The 16,691-nt window shown below is 70.5% G+C and carries 5 protein-coding genes; all 5 read right to left on the bottom strand.

Annotation, left to right across the window (positions count from 1 at the left end; all coding sequences use genetic code 11):
• Positions 1 to 27: 27 nt before the first annotated feature.
• The 5 genes from OG246_RS30010 to OG246_RS29990 all read right to left on the bottom strand — a co-directional run bounded on the left by OG246_RS30010 (position 28) and on the right by OG246_RS29990 (position 16,669).
• Entirely contained in the window at positions 28 to 1,728 is a 1,701-nt protein-coding gene (locus OG246_RS30010) for an ABC transporter ATP-binding protein (RefSeq protein WP_266470154.1), read from the bottom strand.
• On the bottom strand, positions 1,715 to 12,757 hold the full coding sequence (locus OG246_RS30005; protein ID WP_266470152.1) for a non-ribosomal peptide synthetase: 11,043 nt from the start codon (positions 12,755 to 12,757) through the stop codon (positions 1,715 to 1,717). The genes OG246_RS30010 and OG246_RS30005 overlap by 14 nt, the downstream gene beginning before the upstream one ends.
• Before the next feature lie 57 nt (positions 12,758 to 12,814).
• Complete coding sequence (locus OG246_RS30000) at positions 12,815 to 14,602, bottom strand: ABC transporter ATP-binding protein (RefSeq protein WP_266470150.1); 1,788 nt, start codon at positions 14,600 to 14,602, stop codon at positions 12,815 to 12,817.
• Positions 14,603 to 14,648: 46 nt separating this feature from the next.
• Positions 14,649 to 15,704 (bottom strand): iron-siderophore ABC transporter substrate-binding protein, encoded by a 1,056-nt coding sequence (locus OG246_RS29995; protein WP_266470148.1) that lies wholly within the window; start codon positions 15,702 to 15,704, stop codon positions 14,649 to 14,651.
• A 110-nt stretch (positions 15,705 to 15,814) separates the two neighbouring features.
• A complete protein-coding gene (locus OG246_RS29990) occupies positions 15,815 to 16,669 on the bottom strand; it encodes an ABC transporter ATP-binding protein (protein ID WP_266470146.1) in 855 nt (284 codons plus the stop codon).
• Positions 16,670 to 16,691 lie beyond the last annotated feature (22 nt).

Here is a 16,691-nt window from a genome sequence, read left to right as displayed (position 1 = left end):
ACGGCCCCGCGCCCCTGACGGGGCGCGTCACCGCGCCACCGCCGAGCAGTAAGCCTCGTCCTTGGCCAGCAGGTTGCGGTGGGTGTCCTCTGCCGTGATGACTCCGTCGTTCAGTACGAGGACACGGTCGGCGGCGTCCAGGAGGGCCGGGCTGCTGGTGAGGACGAGGGTGGTGCGGCCTCGGCGCAGTTTCGCGATGTTGCGCGCGATGAGCTGTTCGGTGACCGCGTCGACGGCTGTGGTCGGGTCGCGCAGGACCAGGACGTCGGTGTCGGCGGCCAGGGCGCGGGCCAGGGACAGCCGTTGGCGCTGGCCCCCGGAAAGGTTCGCGCCGCGGTCGCGGACGCCGTAGTCGAGTCCTTCGCGGTGGAGGGCGACGACGTCGGTGAGCATGGACGCCTCGACGGCCTCGGGGACCGTCCTGCTGGTGCCGGACGGGTCGATGTTCGTACGGAGGGTGCCCGCGAAGATCTCCCCGTCGTAGGGGTTCACCAGGAGGTGTTCGCGGACCGCCTCGATCGACAGGTCCGCGAGCTCCTGCCCGCTGACCCGTACCACTCCCTCGTACGCGTCGGGCGGCACGTTCATGGCGAGGATCGACGCCAGGTCGGCCGCCGCGCGCGGCTGGTAGGCGGCGATCGCCACGAACTCGCCGGCGGACACCCGGAACTTCACCTTGCGCAGGGACCCGTACCGGACGCAGTCGATCTCGAGGTCCCCGCCGGCGGCCGGGAGTTGCGTCCCCGGGGTCGCGACCTGCGGCGCGGACAGCACCAGCGCCATCCGCTGGGCCGAAGCCCGCGCGATCATCACGTACTTCGGCATCTCCGAGAAGAGTTTCAGCGGTTCCATGATGAACTGCGCCAGGCCTACGGCCATGACGAGTTCCCCGATGGTGATCTGGCCGTCGAACGCCAGCCAGCCCGCCGTCAGGGTCACCGCCACGGCGAGGACGGCGTTGAGGGCCAGCGCGGTGCCCGCGTACACGCCGTTCACCTTGGCGACGGTGATCGACTGGTGCTTCGCCTCCGTGCTGACCTTCCGGTAGGACCGGAACGCCGCGTGGTTGCCGCCGAAGCCGTGCAGCGGGCGCAGGCCGATGATCAGGTCGGCGACCTTCGCGCCGGCCCGCGCCACTCGGGCCTGCTGTTCCTGGGTGCTGGCGCCGATCCGCTTGGACATCACGCTCAGGATCGACAGGATCGCGACGGTTCCCACGATCACCAGCAGGCCGAGCCGGATGTCGGCCAGGCCCAGCGCGACCGCCGCGACCAGCACCGCTACGAGTGAGCTGATCAGCAGCGGCACGACCTCGATGATGTCGGCGGTCTGGTCGGCGTCCTCGGTGGCGATGGTCAGCACCTCGCCGGACTTGAGGTCGACGTCCCTGGCCACCGGCTGGAGCCCGCATTCCGCGACCCGCACCCGCCAGCGGTGCGCCTCGGTCGTGTTGGCCTTCTGCAGGACGCGCATCCCGAACCGCCATGACAGCGACACGGTCGTGATGATCACGGCCAGCCCTGCGATCGACAGGGCGAGCGAGCCGAGGCTCCGGTCCTGCAGCGTGTGCTCGACGATCAGGCCGAGCGCGATCGGGAAGGCGGTCTCACCCGCCTGGTAGAGGCCCATGAGGACGGTGCCCCAGACCATGGCGCCGACATTGCGACGCAGTGCGGTCCGGAGGATGTCGGACCCCGGGCGGGGCCGCTGCGTGTCAGGAGTTGTCATCGAGGTGGCGGGCAATCGCTTCCGGGGTTCGCAGGGTGAGCAGTTCACGGATCGTGATCACAGGACCGTACTCCCGGCGGAGCAGCCCGATCAGCCGCACCGCCAGCATGGAGTGCCCTCCGAGGGACACGAAGTCGCTCACCGCGCTCACCTCGTCGTCGTCCAGGTCCAGTGCCTCGGCGAAGAACTCGCACACCGTGGTCTCTGTCTCGGTCTCCGGTCCGCGCTCCCCCGCCGTGGTCAGCGCGCCCAGCGGCTTGGCCTCCGGCAACGCCTTCGTATCAGCCTTCCCGTTCACTGTCAGCGGGATGCTGTCGACCTGGGCGTAGTGCGTCGGGCGCAGGAAGTCCGGCAGCCCGGCGCCCACTTCGGCGGCGACCGCCGCCAGGTCGGAGCCGTCGAGGACGAGGTAGGCGGCCAGTCGGTACGCGCCGTCGACGCCGGGGTCGGGCTGGGCGACCGCGGCGATGAACCGCACCGCCGGGTGCGCCGCGAACGCGGCCTCGACCTCGCCGAGTTCGACCCGGTGTCCCCGGATCTTGACCTGCTGGTCGGTGCGGCCCAGGTACATCAGGTTCCCGTCGGGCCGCCGGAGCACCAGGTCCCCGGTGCGGTACATGCGCTCGCCGGGTTCGCCGAACGGGCACGCGACGAAGCGGTGCGCGGTCTGCGCGGACTGCCCGAGGTAGCCGCGCGCGATGCCGATGCCCGACACGTACAGCTCGCCGGGAACTCCGTCCGGAAGGGGGCGCAGCCACGGATCCAGTACGTACACGTCGGTGTTGTCGATCGCCACGCCCACCACCGGGTCCTGGCACTCGAAGGTGCCGACGCCGAGGGTGTTGATGGTGTATTCGGTGGGCCCGTACAGGTTGTAACCGACGGTCCCCTCGGTCTCGGCGAGCCGCTGCCACAGTGTCGGGGTGACGGCCTCGCCGCCAAGGAGCACCAGTGCCGGCCGCCGTGCCGGGTTGTCCAACAGGCCCTCGGCGACCAGCTGTTGCGCGTAGGTCGGGGTCACGTTGATGACGTCGATTCCGTACTCGAGGCAGTACTCGACCAACCGGGGCGCGTCACGCCGCAGTTCCTCGTCGCAGATGTGCACCTCGTGGCCGTCGGCGAGCCACAGCAGTTCCTCCCAGGACATGTCGAACGCGAACGACACGGTGTGCGCGATCCGGAAGACCCGGTGCTCGTGCTCGGCCAACACCGGCTCGAAGATGCGGCGCTGATGGTTGATCAGCATGTTGGTGAGCCCGGCGTACTCGGTCACCACGCCCTTGGGCTTCCCGGTCGATCCGGAGGTGTAGATCGTGTACGCGGGGTGCCGCAGACGGTTCGGGTCGTCGGGCGCGAACGTCACGAACGGCTCGGCCTCGGGCAGGGGTTGGTCCAGCTCGATCAGGTCGCCGGTCAGCCGGGGCGAGACGGCGGTCACGGTGAGGATCACGTCCGGTCGGGCGTCCGCGACGATCGCGGCGATCCGCTCGTCCGGATGGTCCAGCTCCAGCGGCACGTACGCCGCGCCGGTGCGCAGTACGGCGAACAGCGCCACGATCGAGTCGAGGGAGCGCGGGACCGCGAGAGCCACGGTCATCTCGGGGCCGATGCCAAGCCGGGCGAGCACACCGGCCACCGCGCGGCTGCGGTCCCGGAGTTGGGCGAAGGTCATGGTCGAGCCGTGGGCGACGAGCGCCACCCGCTGCGGGTCGCGGTCCGCCGCCCGGTCGAACCGGTCGACGACGGTGTCCGTGCCGACGTCCGTGCGTTCGGTGGGCTCGGGCTCCGGCCCCAGGCCCCGAAGCGCGCCCACCGGCCCGGTCGCCCTGGCCAGGTCTTCGAGCACGCTCAGGTAGTCGTCGAGGAGACTGCGGGCGCCGGCGGTGTCGTCGTCGCGGAACTCCAGCTTGACCGTGAGCCGTTCGCCGGGCGTGACGACCCACGTGAACGGATAGTGGGTGGAGTCGTCGGCCTTCACCGAGGTGATGCCGTGCCTGGCGTTCATCTCGGCGAACGCGTCCATGTCCAGGAAGTTCTGAAGCACGAACAGGTTGTCGAACAGGGTGTCGTGCCCACTGGCCCGCTGGATCTCGCCGAGGCCGAGGTGCTCGTGCTCCATCGCCTCGACCCTGGCCGTCTGCACGCCCGACAGGTACTCGCGGACCGTGTCGTCCGGCCGGGCCCGCGTCCACATGGGCACGGTGTTGAGCAGTACGCCGACGATGTCGGAAAGACCCTCGCCCTCCCGGCCGGAGACGGTCACGCCGAACACGGCGTCACTGCGGCCCGTGTGTGCGCCGAGGAGAAGGCCGAACGCACCGGTCAGTACCGAGTTCAGCGTGACGCCGTGCACCCTGGCCGCTTCGCGCAGCAGTTCCGACTGTTCGGCGGTCAACGTGTGTACGAGCGCCCGCGGCAGGTCGTCCGACAGGGACGGCGCCGGTCCGGAAAGCAGCGTCGGGCCCGGGAGGCCGGTCAGGTGTTCCGCCCAGAAGCGTTCCGATACGGCGGAGTCCTTGGCGTCGAGTGTCCGGGCGTAGTCCTCGAAGCTCGGCGTGGCCGGGGCGGGGGCCGGGGGCTCGCCCGCGACGACGGCCTGATAGGCGTCGAACAGGTCCCGCAGCATAATCTCGCGGGACCAGCCGTCCCACAGCAGCAGGTGGTAGCTCAGCAGCAGGCCGTCGCGGCCGTCGGGCAGGCGCACCACGGTCAGCCGGATCAATGGCGGTTCACCCGGGTCGAATCCCGTGTCGCGGTCCCGGGCACGCAAGGCCTCGACTTCCGCTTCCGTCTCCAGACCGATCGTGCGGACATCGACCCGCCGGCCCGCCTTGAGGGTCTGGACCGGGTTCCCGTCGTCGTCGGTGGTGAAGCCGGCGCCGACGACCGGATGCCGCGCGATCACGTGCGCCATCGCCTCGGCCAGCGCGTCGGTGTCCAGACGCCGGTCGAAGGTGAAGTAGTTCTGCGCGACGTAGTGTCCGGCCGAGCCCGCCATCTGGGCCTGGAAGAACAGGCCCCGCTGGAGCGGGGTGACCGGTGCCGTGCGCTCGGCCGTCGCGGAGGCGTCCGCGATGCGTTCCAGTGCGCTCAGCCAGTGCTCGGTGATCTCGTCGGGGATGCCTTCGGCGAGGGTGAAGTCCGCGTGCAGGCTTCCGGTGGCCGCGTCGGTCCACGCGTTGACCTCGACGGCGTACGGGCTGTCCTGATCGCCACCTGCGAGGTGCAGCGCCTGGGACTCGCTGCCCCGGCCGAGGTAGTTGAACAGCACCTGCGGGCGGGCGCTCAGCAGCGGGGCCGTCTGCGGGTTGAGGTACCTGAGCCGGCCGTAGCCGACGTGCCCGCGCTCGTCCGGCTGGCGTTCGGCGACCTCGCGCGCCGCCGCGACGGGGTCGGTGTGCGCCGTGAGCCGCACAGGCGCGATGGCGGTGAACCAGCCGACCGTACGGGTGTAGTCGTGGTGTTCCCGCACCGGGACCCGGCCGTGCCGCTCCAGCTCGATCGCGAGATCGGTCGGCGATTGCTGAATGTGTGTCAGCGCGGCTCGCAGCGCTCCGCACAGCAACTCGGTGAGACCGACGCCGAGTGCGACGGGCGCGGTGCGCGTCAGGCGGTCGCTCACTTCGGGCGCGAGCACGACGGTGGTCTCGCGCAGTCCCTCGGCCGAAGGCAGTCCCTCGGCCGCGGGCAGCAACGCGGGCGCCTGGAGAGTGGTGATCCAGTGCCCGAGGTCGTCGATCGCGTGGGTGGACTGGATCGCCAGTGCTTCGGCGTACTCGGCATAGGACGTGGTCGGCGGTGCCAGGGCCGCCCCGCGCATGGCGGCGGCCAGGTCGTCGAGGAGGACCAGCCAGGACACCGAGTCGACGGCGAGGTGGTGCACAGCGACCACCAGGGTCCGGCTCGCCGCGAGCCACGTGAACGCGATGACTTCCCCGGATTCGGGATCGAGCCGTCCGGCGGCTTCGTTCGCCGCGATCGTTGCGTCAGTCGTTGCATCGCCCCTAACGCCAGCCGTCGCGCCGGCCGCTTCCGTCCGTACGACCGTGACCTCGCGGACGGGTTCCGTACGCAGTGCCCACACCCCGTGCTCGACACGCAGCCGGAGCCGGAGGACCGGGTGCGCGGCCACGACGGCGTTCGCGGCGCGCTGCGCATCGGTGAACCCGGTTCCCTCGGGGGCCACCAGCGCCCTGGCCTGGGCGAACCGGGCGAGCGATCCGCCCAGTTCGCGCTGACGCAGGATGATCGGCGTCGGCGTCAGCGGGCCGTCCTCGCGGTGGGCCGGCGCGGGCGTGACGGCCTGCGGCGTGCGCGTGCCCAGGTGTTCGGCGAGCGCGCGCGGAGTCCTGAACAGGAATACGTCCCGTGGCGCGATCGGCAGGCCCAGCGCCCTGGCCCGGTTGATCACGGTGATGGCGACAATGCTGTCGCCTCCGGCCCTGAAGAAGTCGGTGTCGGCATCGACATCGGTGCCGGGCAGCGCCGCAGCAAAGATGTCGACGAGACCGACGAGCACGGACCCAGTCGCCGCATTCGTGAAGTCCGGTGCGGTATCGCGCCCCGTAAGGGGCGCGGGGAACTGCGCGACCAGCCCCCACCGGCCCGCAGGCACATCACCCTGCTCCCAGCGGAGCGCATTCGCCCGCGAGGTCAGCGCCTTGCGGTCCAACTTGCCGTTGACCGTCAACGGCAGCGCGTCGACCGGCAGCACTCGCCCGGGCACCATGTGCGCGGGCAGCTTCGCGGACAGGAGGCCGGCGAAGTCGCCGGGTACCCGGCCCACGACATGCGCGACCAGGTGGTCGCCGCTGTCCGCCACGGTGACGGCCACATCGACCACGCCGTCGAGTTCCCTGATCGCGGACTCCACCTCGCCCAACTCGATCCGGAATCCCTTGAGTTGGACCTGATCGTCGGCGCGCCCTGTGAACTCCAGCTCACCGGCGAGCGTACGGCGGGCGAGGTCGCCCGTGTGGTACATGCGAGAGCCGTCGCCCACGAAGGGGTTCGCCACGAACCGGCCCGCGGTGAGCCCGGGCCGACCCAGGTAGCCGAGCGACACCTGGTCGCCCGCCACGTAGATGGCACCCACCCGGCCCGGCGGCACCGGCCGGAGCCGGTCGTCGAGCAGGTGGATGACCAGGCCGGGAATCGGACCGCCGATCGGGCTGACGTCGTCGCCGAGGTCGAAGTCCGCGTCGGTCAGCACCCGGTGGGTGACGTGGACCGTCGTCTCGGTGATGCCGTACATGTTGACCAGCTCGGGCGAACGGGTGCCGTGCCGCTCGACCCAGCCGCGCAGCCGCCCGAGATCCAGCGCTTCGCCTCCGAAGACGATCCGGCGCAGTGCGGTGACCGGCTCGCCCGCATGCCGGTCGGCCTCGATGAACTGGTAGAACGCCGACGGGGTCTGGTTGAGCACGGTCACTCCGCGCTCGCGGACCAGCCGGTGGAAGTCGACCGGGGAGCGCGTCAACCCGTACTCCGGCACCAGCAGTTCACCGCCGTGCGCCAGAGCGCCCCACAGCTCCCAGACCGCGAAGTCGAAGGAGAAGGAGTGGAACTGGACCCACACGTCGTGCGGGCCGAAGTCCATGTCGGGCCGGGTGTTCGCGAGCAGTGTCACCACGCTGGAGTGCGGGACGACGACACCCTTGGGCCTGCCGGTCGATCCGGACGTGTAGATCACGTACGCGGGGTCGTGCGGGCCGACCTCCGGCTCGGTGGTGTCCAGCGGCAGTTCGTCCCCCTGCACGAGCACGCGGGCCGGCACGCCTGCTCTGGCCAGCAGTTCCGTGAAGCGGTCCCGCTGCGCACGGTCCACGAGCACGACCTGCGGAGCGGCGTCGGCGAGGATGTACTCCAGCCGTTCGTCCGGGTACGCCAGGTCCAGCGGCACGTAGGCGCCGCCCGCGGTGACGATCGCGACGAGGGCGACGACCTGTTCGAGGGAAGCGGGGATGGCTACGGCGACCCGTTTGCCCGGTCCGACACCGGCCGCGCGCAGGGCCGAGGCCAACTCATTCTTCGCGTCCGCCAGTTCGCCGTAGGTCAGTGACCGGGTACCGCCGTCGAGAGCGCATTGGGTGACGGCGGTGGCTGCGGGGTCGCGATTCGCGGCGGCGTCGAACAGCCCGCCCAAGGTCGTCGGGGTGACCAGCGCGGAAGACCGGTCGCCCTCGGGCACCTGGTCGTCGACCAGGGCCACCAGGTCGACGACCAGGGCCTCCGGCCGGGTGAGCAGGCCGGTGAGGTTCCGGGTGAACGTGCGCAGGATCTCCTGGGCCCTTGCCTCCCCCAGCAGTTCGCCGTCGTAGATCAGGTTGAAGCGCGGACGGCCGTCGACCGCGCGCTCCACCACCAGCGTCAACGGGTAGTGCGGGGCGCCTTCGTTCACGATGCCGGATATGACCAGCGTGTCGTCGGGCCCCCGTAGAGCGTCCAGATCGGTCGCGACGTCGAACACCACCAGGGTGTCGAACAGAGGGCCGGCGCCGGCCCTGCGGCCGATCCTCGCCAGTGAGACATGCTGGTGCGGCAGTACCGCGCTCTGGTGTTCCCGTACCGAGGCGAGCAGTTCGCGCGCCGTGGTGGTGCCGGCCCACCGGGCGCGTACGGGGATCGTGTTGATGAACAGTCCCACCATGTGCTCGATGCCGGGCACCTCCGCGTCGCGCCCGGACACGGTGGAACCGAACGCCACGTCGCTGCTGTGCAGGATGCCGCCGAGGGTCACCGCCCAGGCGCTGTGCACGGCCACGCTCAGCGGCACACCGGCCGACCGGACGGCCGCGTCGATGCCGTCCCCGGGCTCCACGGCGGTGTCGGCGAACCGGTCGGACGGGGTGTGCCCCTCGGCTACCAGAGAGGGGCCGGGCAGTTCGGCGAGCTGATCGCGCCAGACCCGGTCGCTCTCGTCGTCGTCGCGTTCGGCGAGCCAGCGCACGTAGTCGGGGAAGCCGCCGGTCGGGTACACGGTCCCCGGTGCGTGGTACTCGGTCAGCAGCGCGCGGAGCATCGGCGGCACCGACCAGCCGTCGGCGATGATGTGGTGCACGGTCTGTACCAGGACGTTCCGGCCGGAGCCCGCGCGGATGAGCGTGTACCGCATCAGCGGTCCGGTGGCCAGGTCGAACCCGGCGCGGCGGTCCCGCTCGGCGTGGTCGCGTATCTCGTCCTCGGTGATTCCGGGACGGTCCAGGACGGTGAAGGGCGCCTGCACTCCGCTCTCCAGTACGGAGACCACACGGCCGTCGGTGAGGGCCACGAACCGCGCGGCCAGGTTCGGGTACAGCGTGAGCAGCCGGGTGGCGGCCGCCGCGAGCCGACCGGCGTCCACCTCGCCGTCCAGCGTGAGCAGTTGCTGCTCGACGTAGGCGCCCGCCGAGTCGTCGTCGAAGACCGAGTGGAAGTACAGGCCCTCCTGCAGTGGGGTCAACGGCAGGATGTCCCGCAGCGCGGGGCCGTCCAGGACATCGACATCGGCCTGGGTGAGCGGCACCAGGGCGAAGTCGCTGGGAGAGTGGCCGCCTTGGTCGAGCGCGGCGAGGGCGGCCAGGGCGCCCCGGAAGTAATCGCCGATGGTCGCGATGTCCTCGTCGGTGAACATCCCGTCGGGCCAGGAGATGGTGGTGACCAGTTCGTACTCGCCGGTCGAGGCGGGTTCGGCGATCGCGTTGAACTCCAGGGCGCGCGGCAGGCGCATCCTCGGGTCGCGCTTCTCGCCCAACTGCCCAGTGGTACCGGCGAGTTGCCAGTCCCCGGACGCACCCGCGTCGAAGCGGCCCAGGTAGTTGAACAGCACCTGCGGTGCGGGCGCGTCGAACTCCGTGTGGGTCAGGTACCGCAGGGCACCGTAGGAGACGCCGTTGTCCGGCACCCGGGCGAGGTCTTCCTTGACCGCCTTGAGCGCGGCCGCGAGGTACGCGGGGGCGGTGAAGTCGGCCGCCGCGCCGGGGTCCACGGTCACCGGGAACAGAGTGGTGAACCAGCCCACGGTCCGCGACAGTTCCGGCTCGAAGCCGGCGGTGCCCGCCACGAACTGTCCTTCGCGGCCATGACCCTCGAGTTCGATGTGCGCGAACGTCTGGTGCTGCCCGAGGTCGCGGCGCCACCGGGCGAGGCCGACGGCGAGCGCGGTCAGCAGTACGTCGTTGACGCCCGCGTGGAACTTCGCGGGAATCTCGCCCAGCAGCGCGGCCGTGACATCGGGGCCGACCGAGACGGTCCGTACCCGCTCCCCCGCGACGGTGTCGGCTTCGGACAGCGCACGCCTGCCCAACGGCCCGTCCGCGCCTGGCAGCGGACGCCAGAAGTAGGCGCTCTCCGCGTCGAACGCCGCGCGCTCCAGCAACTGCGTCCAACGCCGGAACGACGTGCCCACCGGGAGCAACTCGATCGGCGCGCCCGAGGTGAACTGCCGCCAGGCCGTGGCCAGGTCCTCCATCAGGACCCGCCAGGACACGCCGTCGACCACCACATGGTGGACGGCCACGACCAGCTGCCGTGCTTCGCGGCGCCAGACGGCACGCAGCATGACGCCGCCCGCCGGGTCCAGCCCGTCGGTGGCGAGCGCGACGCACTCGTCGAGCGGTCGGTCGCTCTCCTGCCACCCCGCGAGGGCCTGGTCCGTCTCCGGGATGTCGAAGCTCCAACGGTCGCCGCGCACCAGCTTGGCGCGCAGCATGTCGTGCCGCCCGAGCACGGCGGAGAGGATCGCGTCGAGAGCGTCGGCGGTCAGCTCCGCCGGGGCGTTCAGCACCACCGACTGCACGAAGCCGTCGATCGCGTCCGTGGTCTCGCCGAGCCACTGCACGATGGGCGATCCCACGACGGAACCGGTCCCGACGTCGCCGTGGTCCACCGTGGAGACGTCTTCACGGCTCGCCACCGCCGCCAGCGCCCCCACCACGGTGTTGCTGAAGATCTGCCGTGTCGTGACGTAGAGACCCGCGTCGCGCAGCGCGCTCAGCAGCGAGATCGCCAGAATGCTGTCTCCGCCGAGTTGGAAGAAGTCCTGGTCGACACCGACCTCGTCCAGCTGCAGCAGCACCGCGATCGCCGCGCACACCACGCGCTCGTTCTCGGTGCTGGGCGGGACGATCGAGCCCGTCCCGACGGCGGGCTCCGGCAGCGCGTTCCGGTCGAGCTTGCCGTTCGCGGTGAGCGGGAACTCCTTCATCACGACGATGTGGGCGGGCACCATGTACTCGACCATGTGCTCGGCGGCCCACGCCTTGACCTCGACCGCCCGCAGGGCCTCGCTGCCGGTTGCCGGGATCACGTACCCGACGAGGTAGGTGCCGCCCGCCGAGTTCTTCTTCGCGACGACGCAGGTGTGCCGTACGCCGGGATGCTCGGCGAGACCGACCTCGACGTCCTCGATCTCCAGCCGCATACCGCGGATCTTGACCTGGTTGTCGGCCCGGCCGAGGAAGTCCAGCGATCCGTCCGGGGCGAACCGCGCGAGGTCGCCGGTCCGGTAGAGCCTGGACCCGTCCCCGGCGAAGGGGTTGGCGACGAACCGGGACGCCGTCAGGCCGGGCGCGTTGACGTAGCCGCGCCCCAGGAGGAACCCTCCCACGTACAGCTCGCCGCCGACCCCGACCGGGACCGGGCGCAGCTCGTCGTCCAGCACGTACAACTGGGTGTTGGGGTTGGCCCTGCCGATCGAGGTCGACAGGCGTTCCGCCGCACCCCGGTAGATGACGTGCGAGACACCGATCGTCGTCTCGGCCGGGCCGTAGCCGTGGTACATCGGGATGTCGAGCCGGGTGCGGAACCGCTCGTACAGCTCCGGGGTCAGCACCTCGCCGCCGCACCACACGTGCCGCAGGCTGTCCAACTGCCCGGAGTCGCCCGCGATCTCAAGGAGCACGTCCAGCATGGACGACACCAAGTACGTGAAGGTGACGCGCTGTTCGGCGATCACGCTCAGCAAGTGGTGCGGGTCGCGTTCGCCGCCGGGCCGCAGGACCACCAGTCTGCCGCCGCACACCAGCGGCAGGAAGATCTCGTTGACGGAGATGTCGAAGGACAACGGCGCCTTGAACAGTGACGCGTCGTCGTGGCCGAAGCCCAGGATCTCGTCGACCTGCCACAGCAGGCGCTCGCTGATCGCTTCGTGCCGAATCATCGCGCCCTTGGGGCGGCCGGTCGAACCGGAGGTGAAGATCACGTACGCCAGGGCGTTGCCGAGGACGGTGACCCCGGTCCCCTCGACGGGGTAGGAACCGAACCGCCAGTCGCCGAGGTCGACGGCCACGGCCTCCGGTTCACCCGAGTCGTGCTCGCCCGAGTCGTTGAGCTGCAGCACGACCCCGGCGTCCTCGATGACGACGGCTCGGCGGGCGGCGGGCCACTGCGGATCGAGCGGCACGAACGCGCACCCCGCCTGGAGCACGGCGAGCAGGCCGATCACCATGTCGGCGGAGCGGCCCAGCGAGATGCCGACGGCCTGTTCGGCGGTGAGTCCGCGTTCGATCAGATGGTGGGCCAACTGGCTGGACCGCTCGGCTGCCTGACGGTAGGTCAGGGACCGGTGCTCGTCGACGATGGCGACGGCGTCCGGCCTGTTCCGCGCCTGCTCACGGAACATCTCCACGATGGTCGGGCGGACCCGGTCGGCGCCGGTGTCGTTCCATTCGCTCAGGGCCGCGAGCCGCGCCGCCACGCTGGACGGGCCGACGGTGCCGATGGGCCGGTCCGGGAAATCGGCCAGGTCGTCCAGTGCGAGTTGCGCATCGGCCGGCCCGATGTCCGCCGGGACGGCGATGCTCCGGCCGTCCGCGCCGACCTGCCAACTGCCGGGCCCGGCACCGCCGTTGTCGATCCAGCCGAGGACGTCGGCGAACAGAGTGCCGGGCTTGAGGTCGATGCCGTCGGGGCCCTGGCCCGTCGCCCAGTACGACAGCGCGATGGCGCACGCTTCGGTGATGGTCCTGTCGGAATAGTCGCCGGTCCGCCGGCGCACGTCGGTCAATCGTGTGGGGGAAAGTTGTACGAGACGAGCGCTCGGTTCCATCATCGAAGACTCAGCACCCTTTCACAGACTGAAAGTTAGCCTAACCTAAGTTAGGTTTGCCTAACTGCCCTCTCGCCAGGCCCGCCACAGCCGCGCGTACCGGCCGCCCAGAGCCACCAACTCCTCGTGGGTTCCCTGCTCCACCACGCGTCCCGCGTCGAGCACGGCGATCCGGTCCGCCGCCATCGCCTGGGTCAGCCGGTGCGCCACGAACAACGTGGTCCGGCCCGAGCACGCGGCCCGCACGGCCCGCTCCAGTTCGGCGGCGCCCTCACTGCCCGCCTCCGCGGTCGACTCGTCGAGCACCACCACCGGCGACCGGCCCAACGCCAGCCGGGCCAGGGCGATCTGGGCGACCTTGGTGACGTCCAGGCGCTCGCCACCCTCGCCGACCATGGTGTTCAGCCCGTCGGGCAGCACGTCGACCCACCCGTCGGCGCCGACGGTGCGCAACGCCTCCATCAGCTCGGCGTCGGTCGCCTCCGGCGCGGCCAGCCGCAGGTCGTCGGCGAGCGGCCCGGCGAACACATGCGTCTCCTGCGTCAGGATGCTCACCAGGGCCCGGGCTCCGGCCTCGTCCAGACCGGCGAGGTCGGTCGTCCCGACGCGCACCGATCCGGCCTGTGGGGTTCCGATGCCGGCGATCAGCGCGGCCAGGGTCGACTTGCCCGCGCCCGTCGCGCCCACCAGCGCGAGCGATCCGCCTGCCGGGATCGTCAGGTCGACGTCCCACAGGACCGGCTCCTCGGTGTCGGGATAACGGAACGTCAGCCCCTCCACCGTCACCGGGTACGACACGGCGTCCGCCGACGCGACGGCCGAGTCGCCCACCAGCCGGTCCTCCGCGTCCTCCCCCAGCACCCCGACCAGCCGGGTCAGGCTCGCGCCCGACTTCTGCGCTTCGTCGAAGGTGAACATGATGGCCCCGAGCGGGGTGAACAGCCGGTGGAACATCAGCGGGGCCGCCGACACCTCACCCAGGGTGGCGGCGTCGGCCTCCAGCAGGGCGTACCCGACCACGAGGATCAGGACCAGGCCGATGAACTCGGCGCGGTTCTCCCTGCCGACGAACCGGCCGAAGAACCGGAACACCTCGATGCCGAGATCGCGCACCCGCCACGACTCACGGGTGACCTTCTCGCGGAAGGCGTCCTCGAGACGGTACGCACGGACGGTGTCTATCCCGTTCAGACCGCTGATCAGCGCCTGCGCACGGTCGGCCTGGGCCACCCGCTGCTTCCGGTAGAGCGGGGCGGACCTGGGGAGATACCAACGTAGGGCCAGCCCGTACGCGGGCAGCGCACCGGCGCCCGCCAGGCCGAGCCGCCAGTCGAGGCCGAACATGCCGACCGTGGCGATGAAGACCAGGACTCCCGCCGAGAACACCGTGGGGATGGCCGTTCGGATGCCCCTGGACAGTACGGCCACGTCGTCACCGACCCGGGACAGCACGTCTCCCCGGCCGACCTGTTCGATCCGTGCGCTCGGCATACCCAGTACCGCCCGGACGGCGCCTTCCCGGAGCCGCGCGAGCAGATCGGCGCCCAACCGCCCGATCAGGTAGGTGGACACCGCGGTGGCTGCCGCGCCGAGCAGCGCGGCGGCCACCATCAACGCCCCGACCGTGACCAGGACCGAGCGCGGTTCGCCCTCGACCACTCCGTCGACCACCCGGCCGAGCAGCAGCACCGGGAGCACCTGGAGCGCCGCGCCGGCCACCGTGGTGAACACGGTGGCCGCCGTCAGCCCCGGCACCTCGCGGCAGTGTGCCGCGACCCACCGGGACGCCTCGCGTCCGGTAGCCGTACGCAGGGCCGCCGGGGCGACGCCCGTGTCCGTGCCGCTCACACCCGGGCCATTGCAGGCCGGGCGCAGGTCGCGTCGATCAACATCTTTAGCCGGCCGCCGACTTGACGAGCTCGTCGATCGCGTACGGCATGGACAGCAGGGTGCCCTGGGAGATGGCCGCGCCGATCGCCGGGCCCTCGCTGTCGAGCAGGTACGACACCTTGCCGTTCTTGACGGCGTCCAGGTTGGTGAACAGCTTGAACTTCTTCAGCGCGTCCGTGTCCGCCTTGTCGTTGATGACGAAGATGCGGTCGACGTCCACCAGGTCGACGCGCTCGGGAGAGAGCTTGGTGTAGAAGCTGCCGTCCGCGATCTTGTCGATCTCGGTCTGGTACTTGAAGCCGATCCCCGTCAGCAGCCGTCCGCGGACGTCGGTGGAGGTGAACGGCGCCACCGAGTCCTCGTACCAGGACAGCCCCACGGCGGTCTGGCTCGCGAACTCGGGGTGCGCCGCCTTGGCGGCGTCGAGCTGGCCCTGGATGCCCTCCACCATCTTCTCGCCCTCCTCGGCCTTGCCGAGTGCCTTGGCGATGTGCAGCGCGTTGTCCTGCCAGGGCGCGCTGAACAGCTCCTTCTCGGTCTTGGTGCGGCCCACCGTCGGGGCGATCTGGGAGAGCTTGTCGTAGGCGGCCTGGTCGACCTCGGAGTAGACCGCGATGATCAGGTCCGGCCGCAGGGCGGCGATCTTCTCGTAGTTGGGGCCGGAGTCACCGTTGCTCATGATGACCTCGGGCTTGGTGTCGCCCCACTGCTCCTTCACCCAGGGCCACTGGGTGTTGATGTCGGGGCTCTGGCCCGCGGGGTTCGGGTACTGGTCCACCATGCCGACCGGCTTGATGCCGAAGGCCAGGACGGTCTGGTCGTCCGTGTAGCCGACGGTGACGACCCGCTCGGGAGCCTTGGTGACCTTCGTGGATCCGAACGCGTGCTCCACCGTGACCGGGAAGACGCCGGCCGCGGTGGTGGACGAGGGCTTGTCACTCGTCTCGTCCGCGGAGTCCGAACCGCATCCCGCGAGGAGGCTGGCACCGAGGGCCACGGCGGACAGTACCGCCGCCAGTCGCCGCGAGGGCTTCATCAGCTTTGTTCGATGGAGCTGCATCCGGAAATCCCTTGCTCTCGCGCCGTCCACTGCGCCCTTTCCTGAGGGCAGGCAAACCTTATCGCCCCAAGTGAGGCTAGCCTAGCCTTACTTGTGCCTGAACTTGTGTTTTATCTGTGCCCCGACTGATCGAGCTGGACGTGCGCGCGGCCGATCGGCACGACGAGCGGCCGGTCGCCCACCGGATCGTCAATCACCTTGGCCCGCAGCCCGAAAGCCTCGTGCAGCAGCTCGGCGGTGATCACGTCACGCGGATGCCCCTGCGCCAGGATCGACCCCTCCCTCATCACGATGAGGTTGTCGCTGTAGCGCGTGGCCAGATTGAGGTCGTGCAGCACCATGACCACGGTGCACCCCGACTCGTGCAGGTCGTCCACCAGGTCGAGCACGTCGATCGCGTGCGCCAGGTCCAGGTAGGTGGTCGGCTCGTCGAGCAGGAGCAGGTCGGTTCCCTGAGCCAGGGTCATCGAGATCCAGACGCGCTGGCGCTGTCCGCCCGACAGCGAGTCGACCGGGCGGTCGGCCAGATCGGACACCCCGGTCATGGCCAGCGCGCGCTCCACGACGGCCGCGTCGTCCGAGGACCACTGTCGCAGCCAACTCTGGTGCGGATGGCGTCCCCTGGCGACCAGGTCGGACACCGTCAGCCCCTCCGGCGCGACCGGTGCCTGCGGCAGCAGGCCGAGCTTCTTCGCCACGTCCCTGGTCTTGAGCTTGACGATGTCGTCGCCGTCCAGGACCACCGTCCCCTTGGCCGGCTTGAGCAGCCGCGACAGGGTCCGCAACAGGGTCGACTTCCCACAGCCGTTGGGGCCGATGATCGTGGTGATCACCCCGGGCGGGATCGCCACGTCGAGATCGTCGATGACCATCCGGCCGCCGTACCCGACCGTGACCCCCCTGGCTGCCAGCCGTGAGACGCCTTGGGCCACGGACTCGATCTCGGTGACGTTCTGAGCGACCACAGGGCCCCCTCGTATTTAGGTG

Source organism: Streptomyces sp. NBC_00620, assembly GCF_026341825.1.
GTDB lineage: Bacteria > Actinomycetota > Actinomycetes > Streptomycetales > Streptomycetaceae > Streptomyces.
The sequence above is the reverse complement of the archived record's forward strand: the minus strand, read 5'-3'. Positions and strand labels throughout refer to the sequence as shown.

Excerpts from the sequence above, each read along its gene's own strand:
- OG246_RS30005 (WP_266470152.1), bottom strand. The coding sequence starts at position 12,757 with ATGATGGAACCGAGCGCTCGTCTCGTACAACTTTCCCCCACACGATTG.
- OG246_RS29995 (WP_266470148.1), bottom strand. The coding sequence starts at position 15,704 with ATGCAGCTCCATCGAACAAAGCTGATGAAGCCCTCGCGGCGACTGGCG.
- OG246_RS30010 (WP_266470154.1), bottom strand. The coding sequence starts at position 1,728 with ATGACAACTCCTGACACGCAGCGGCCCCGCCCGGGGTCCGACATCCTC.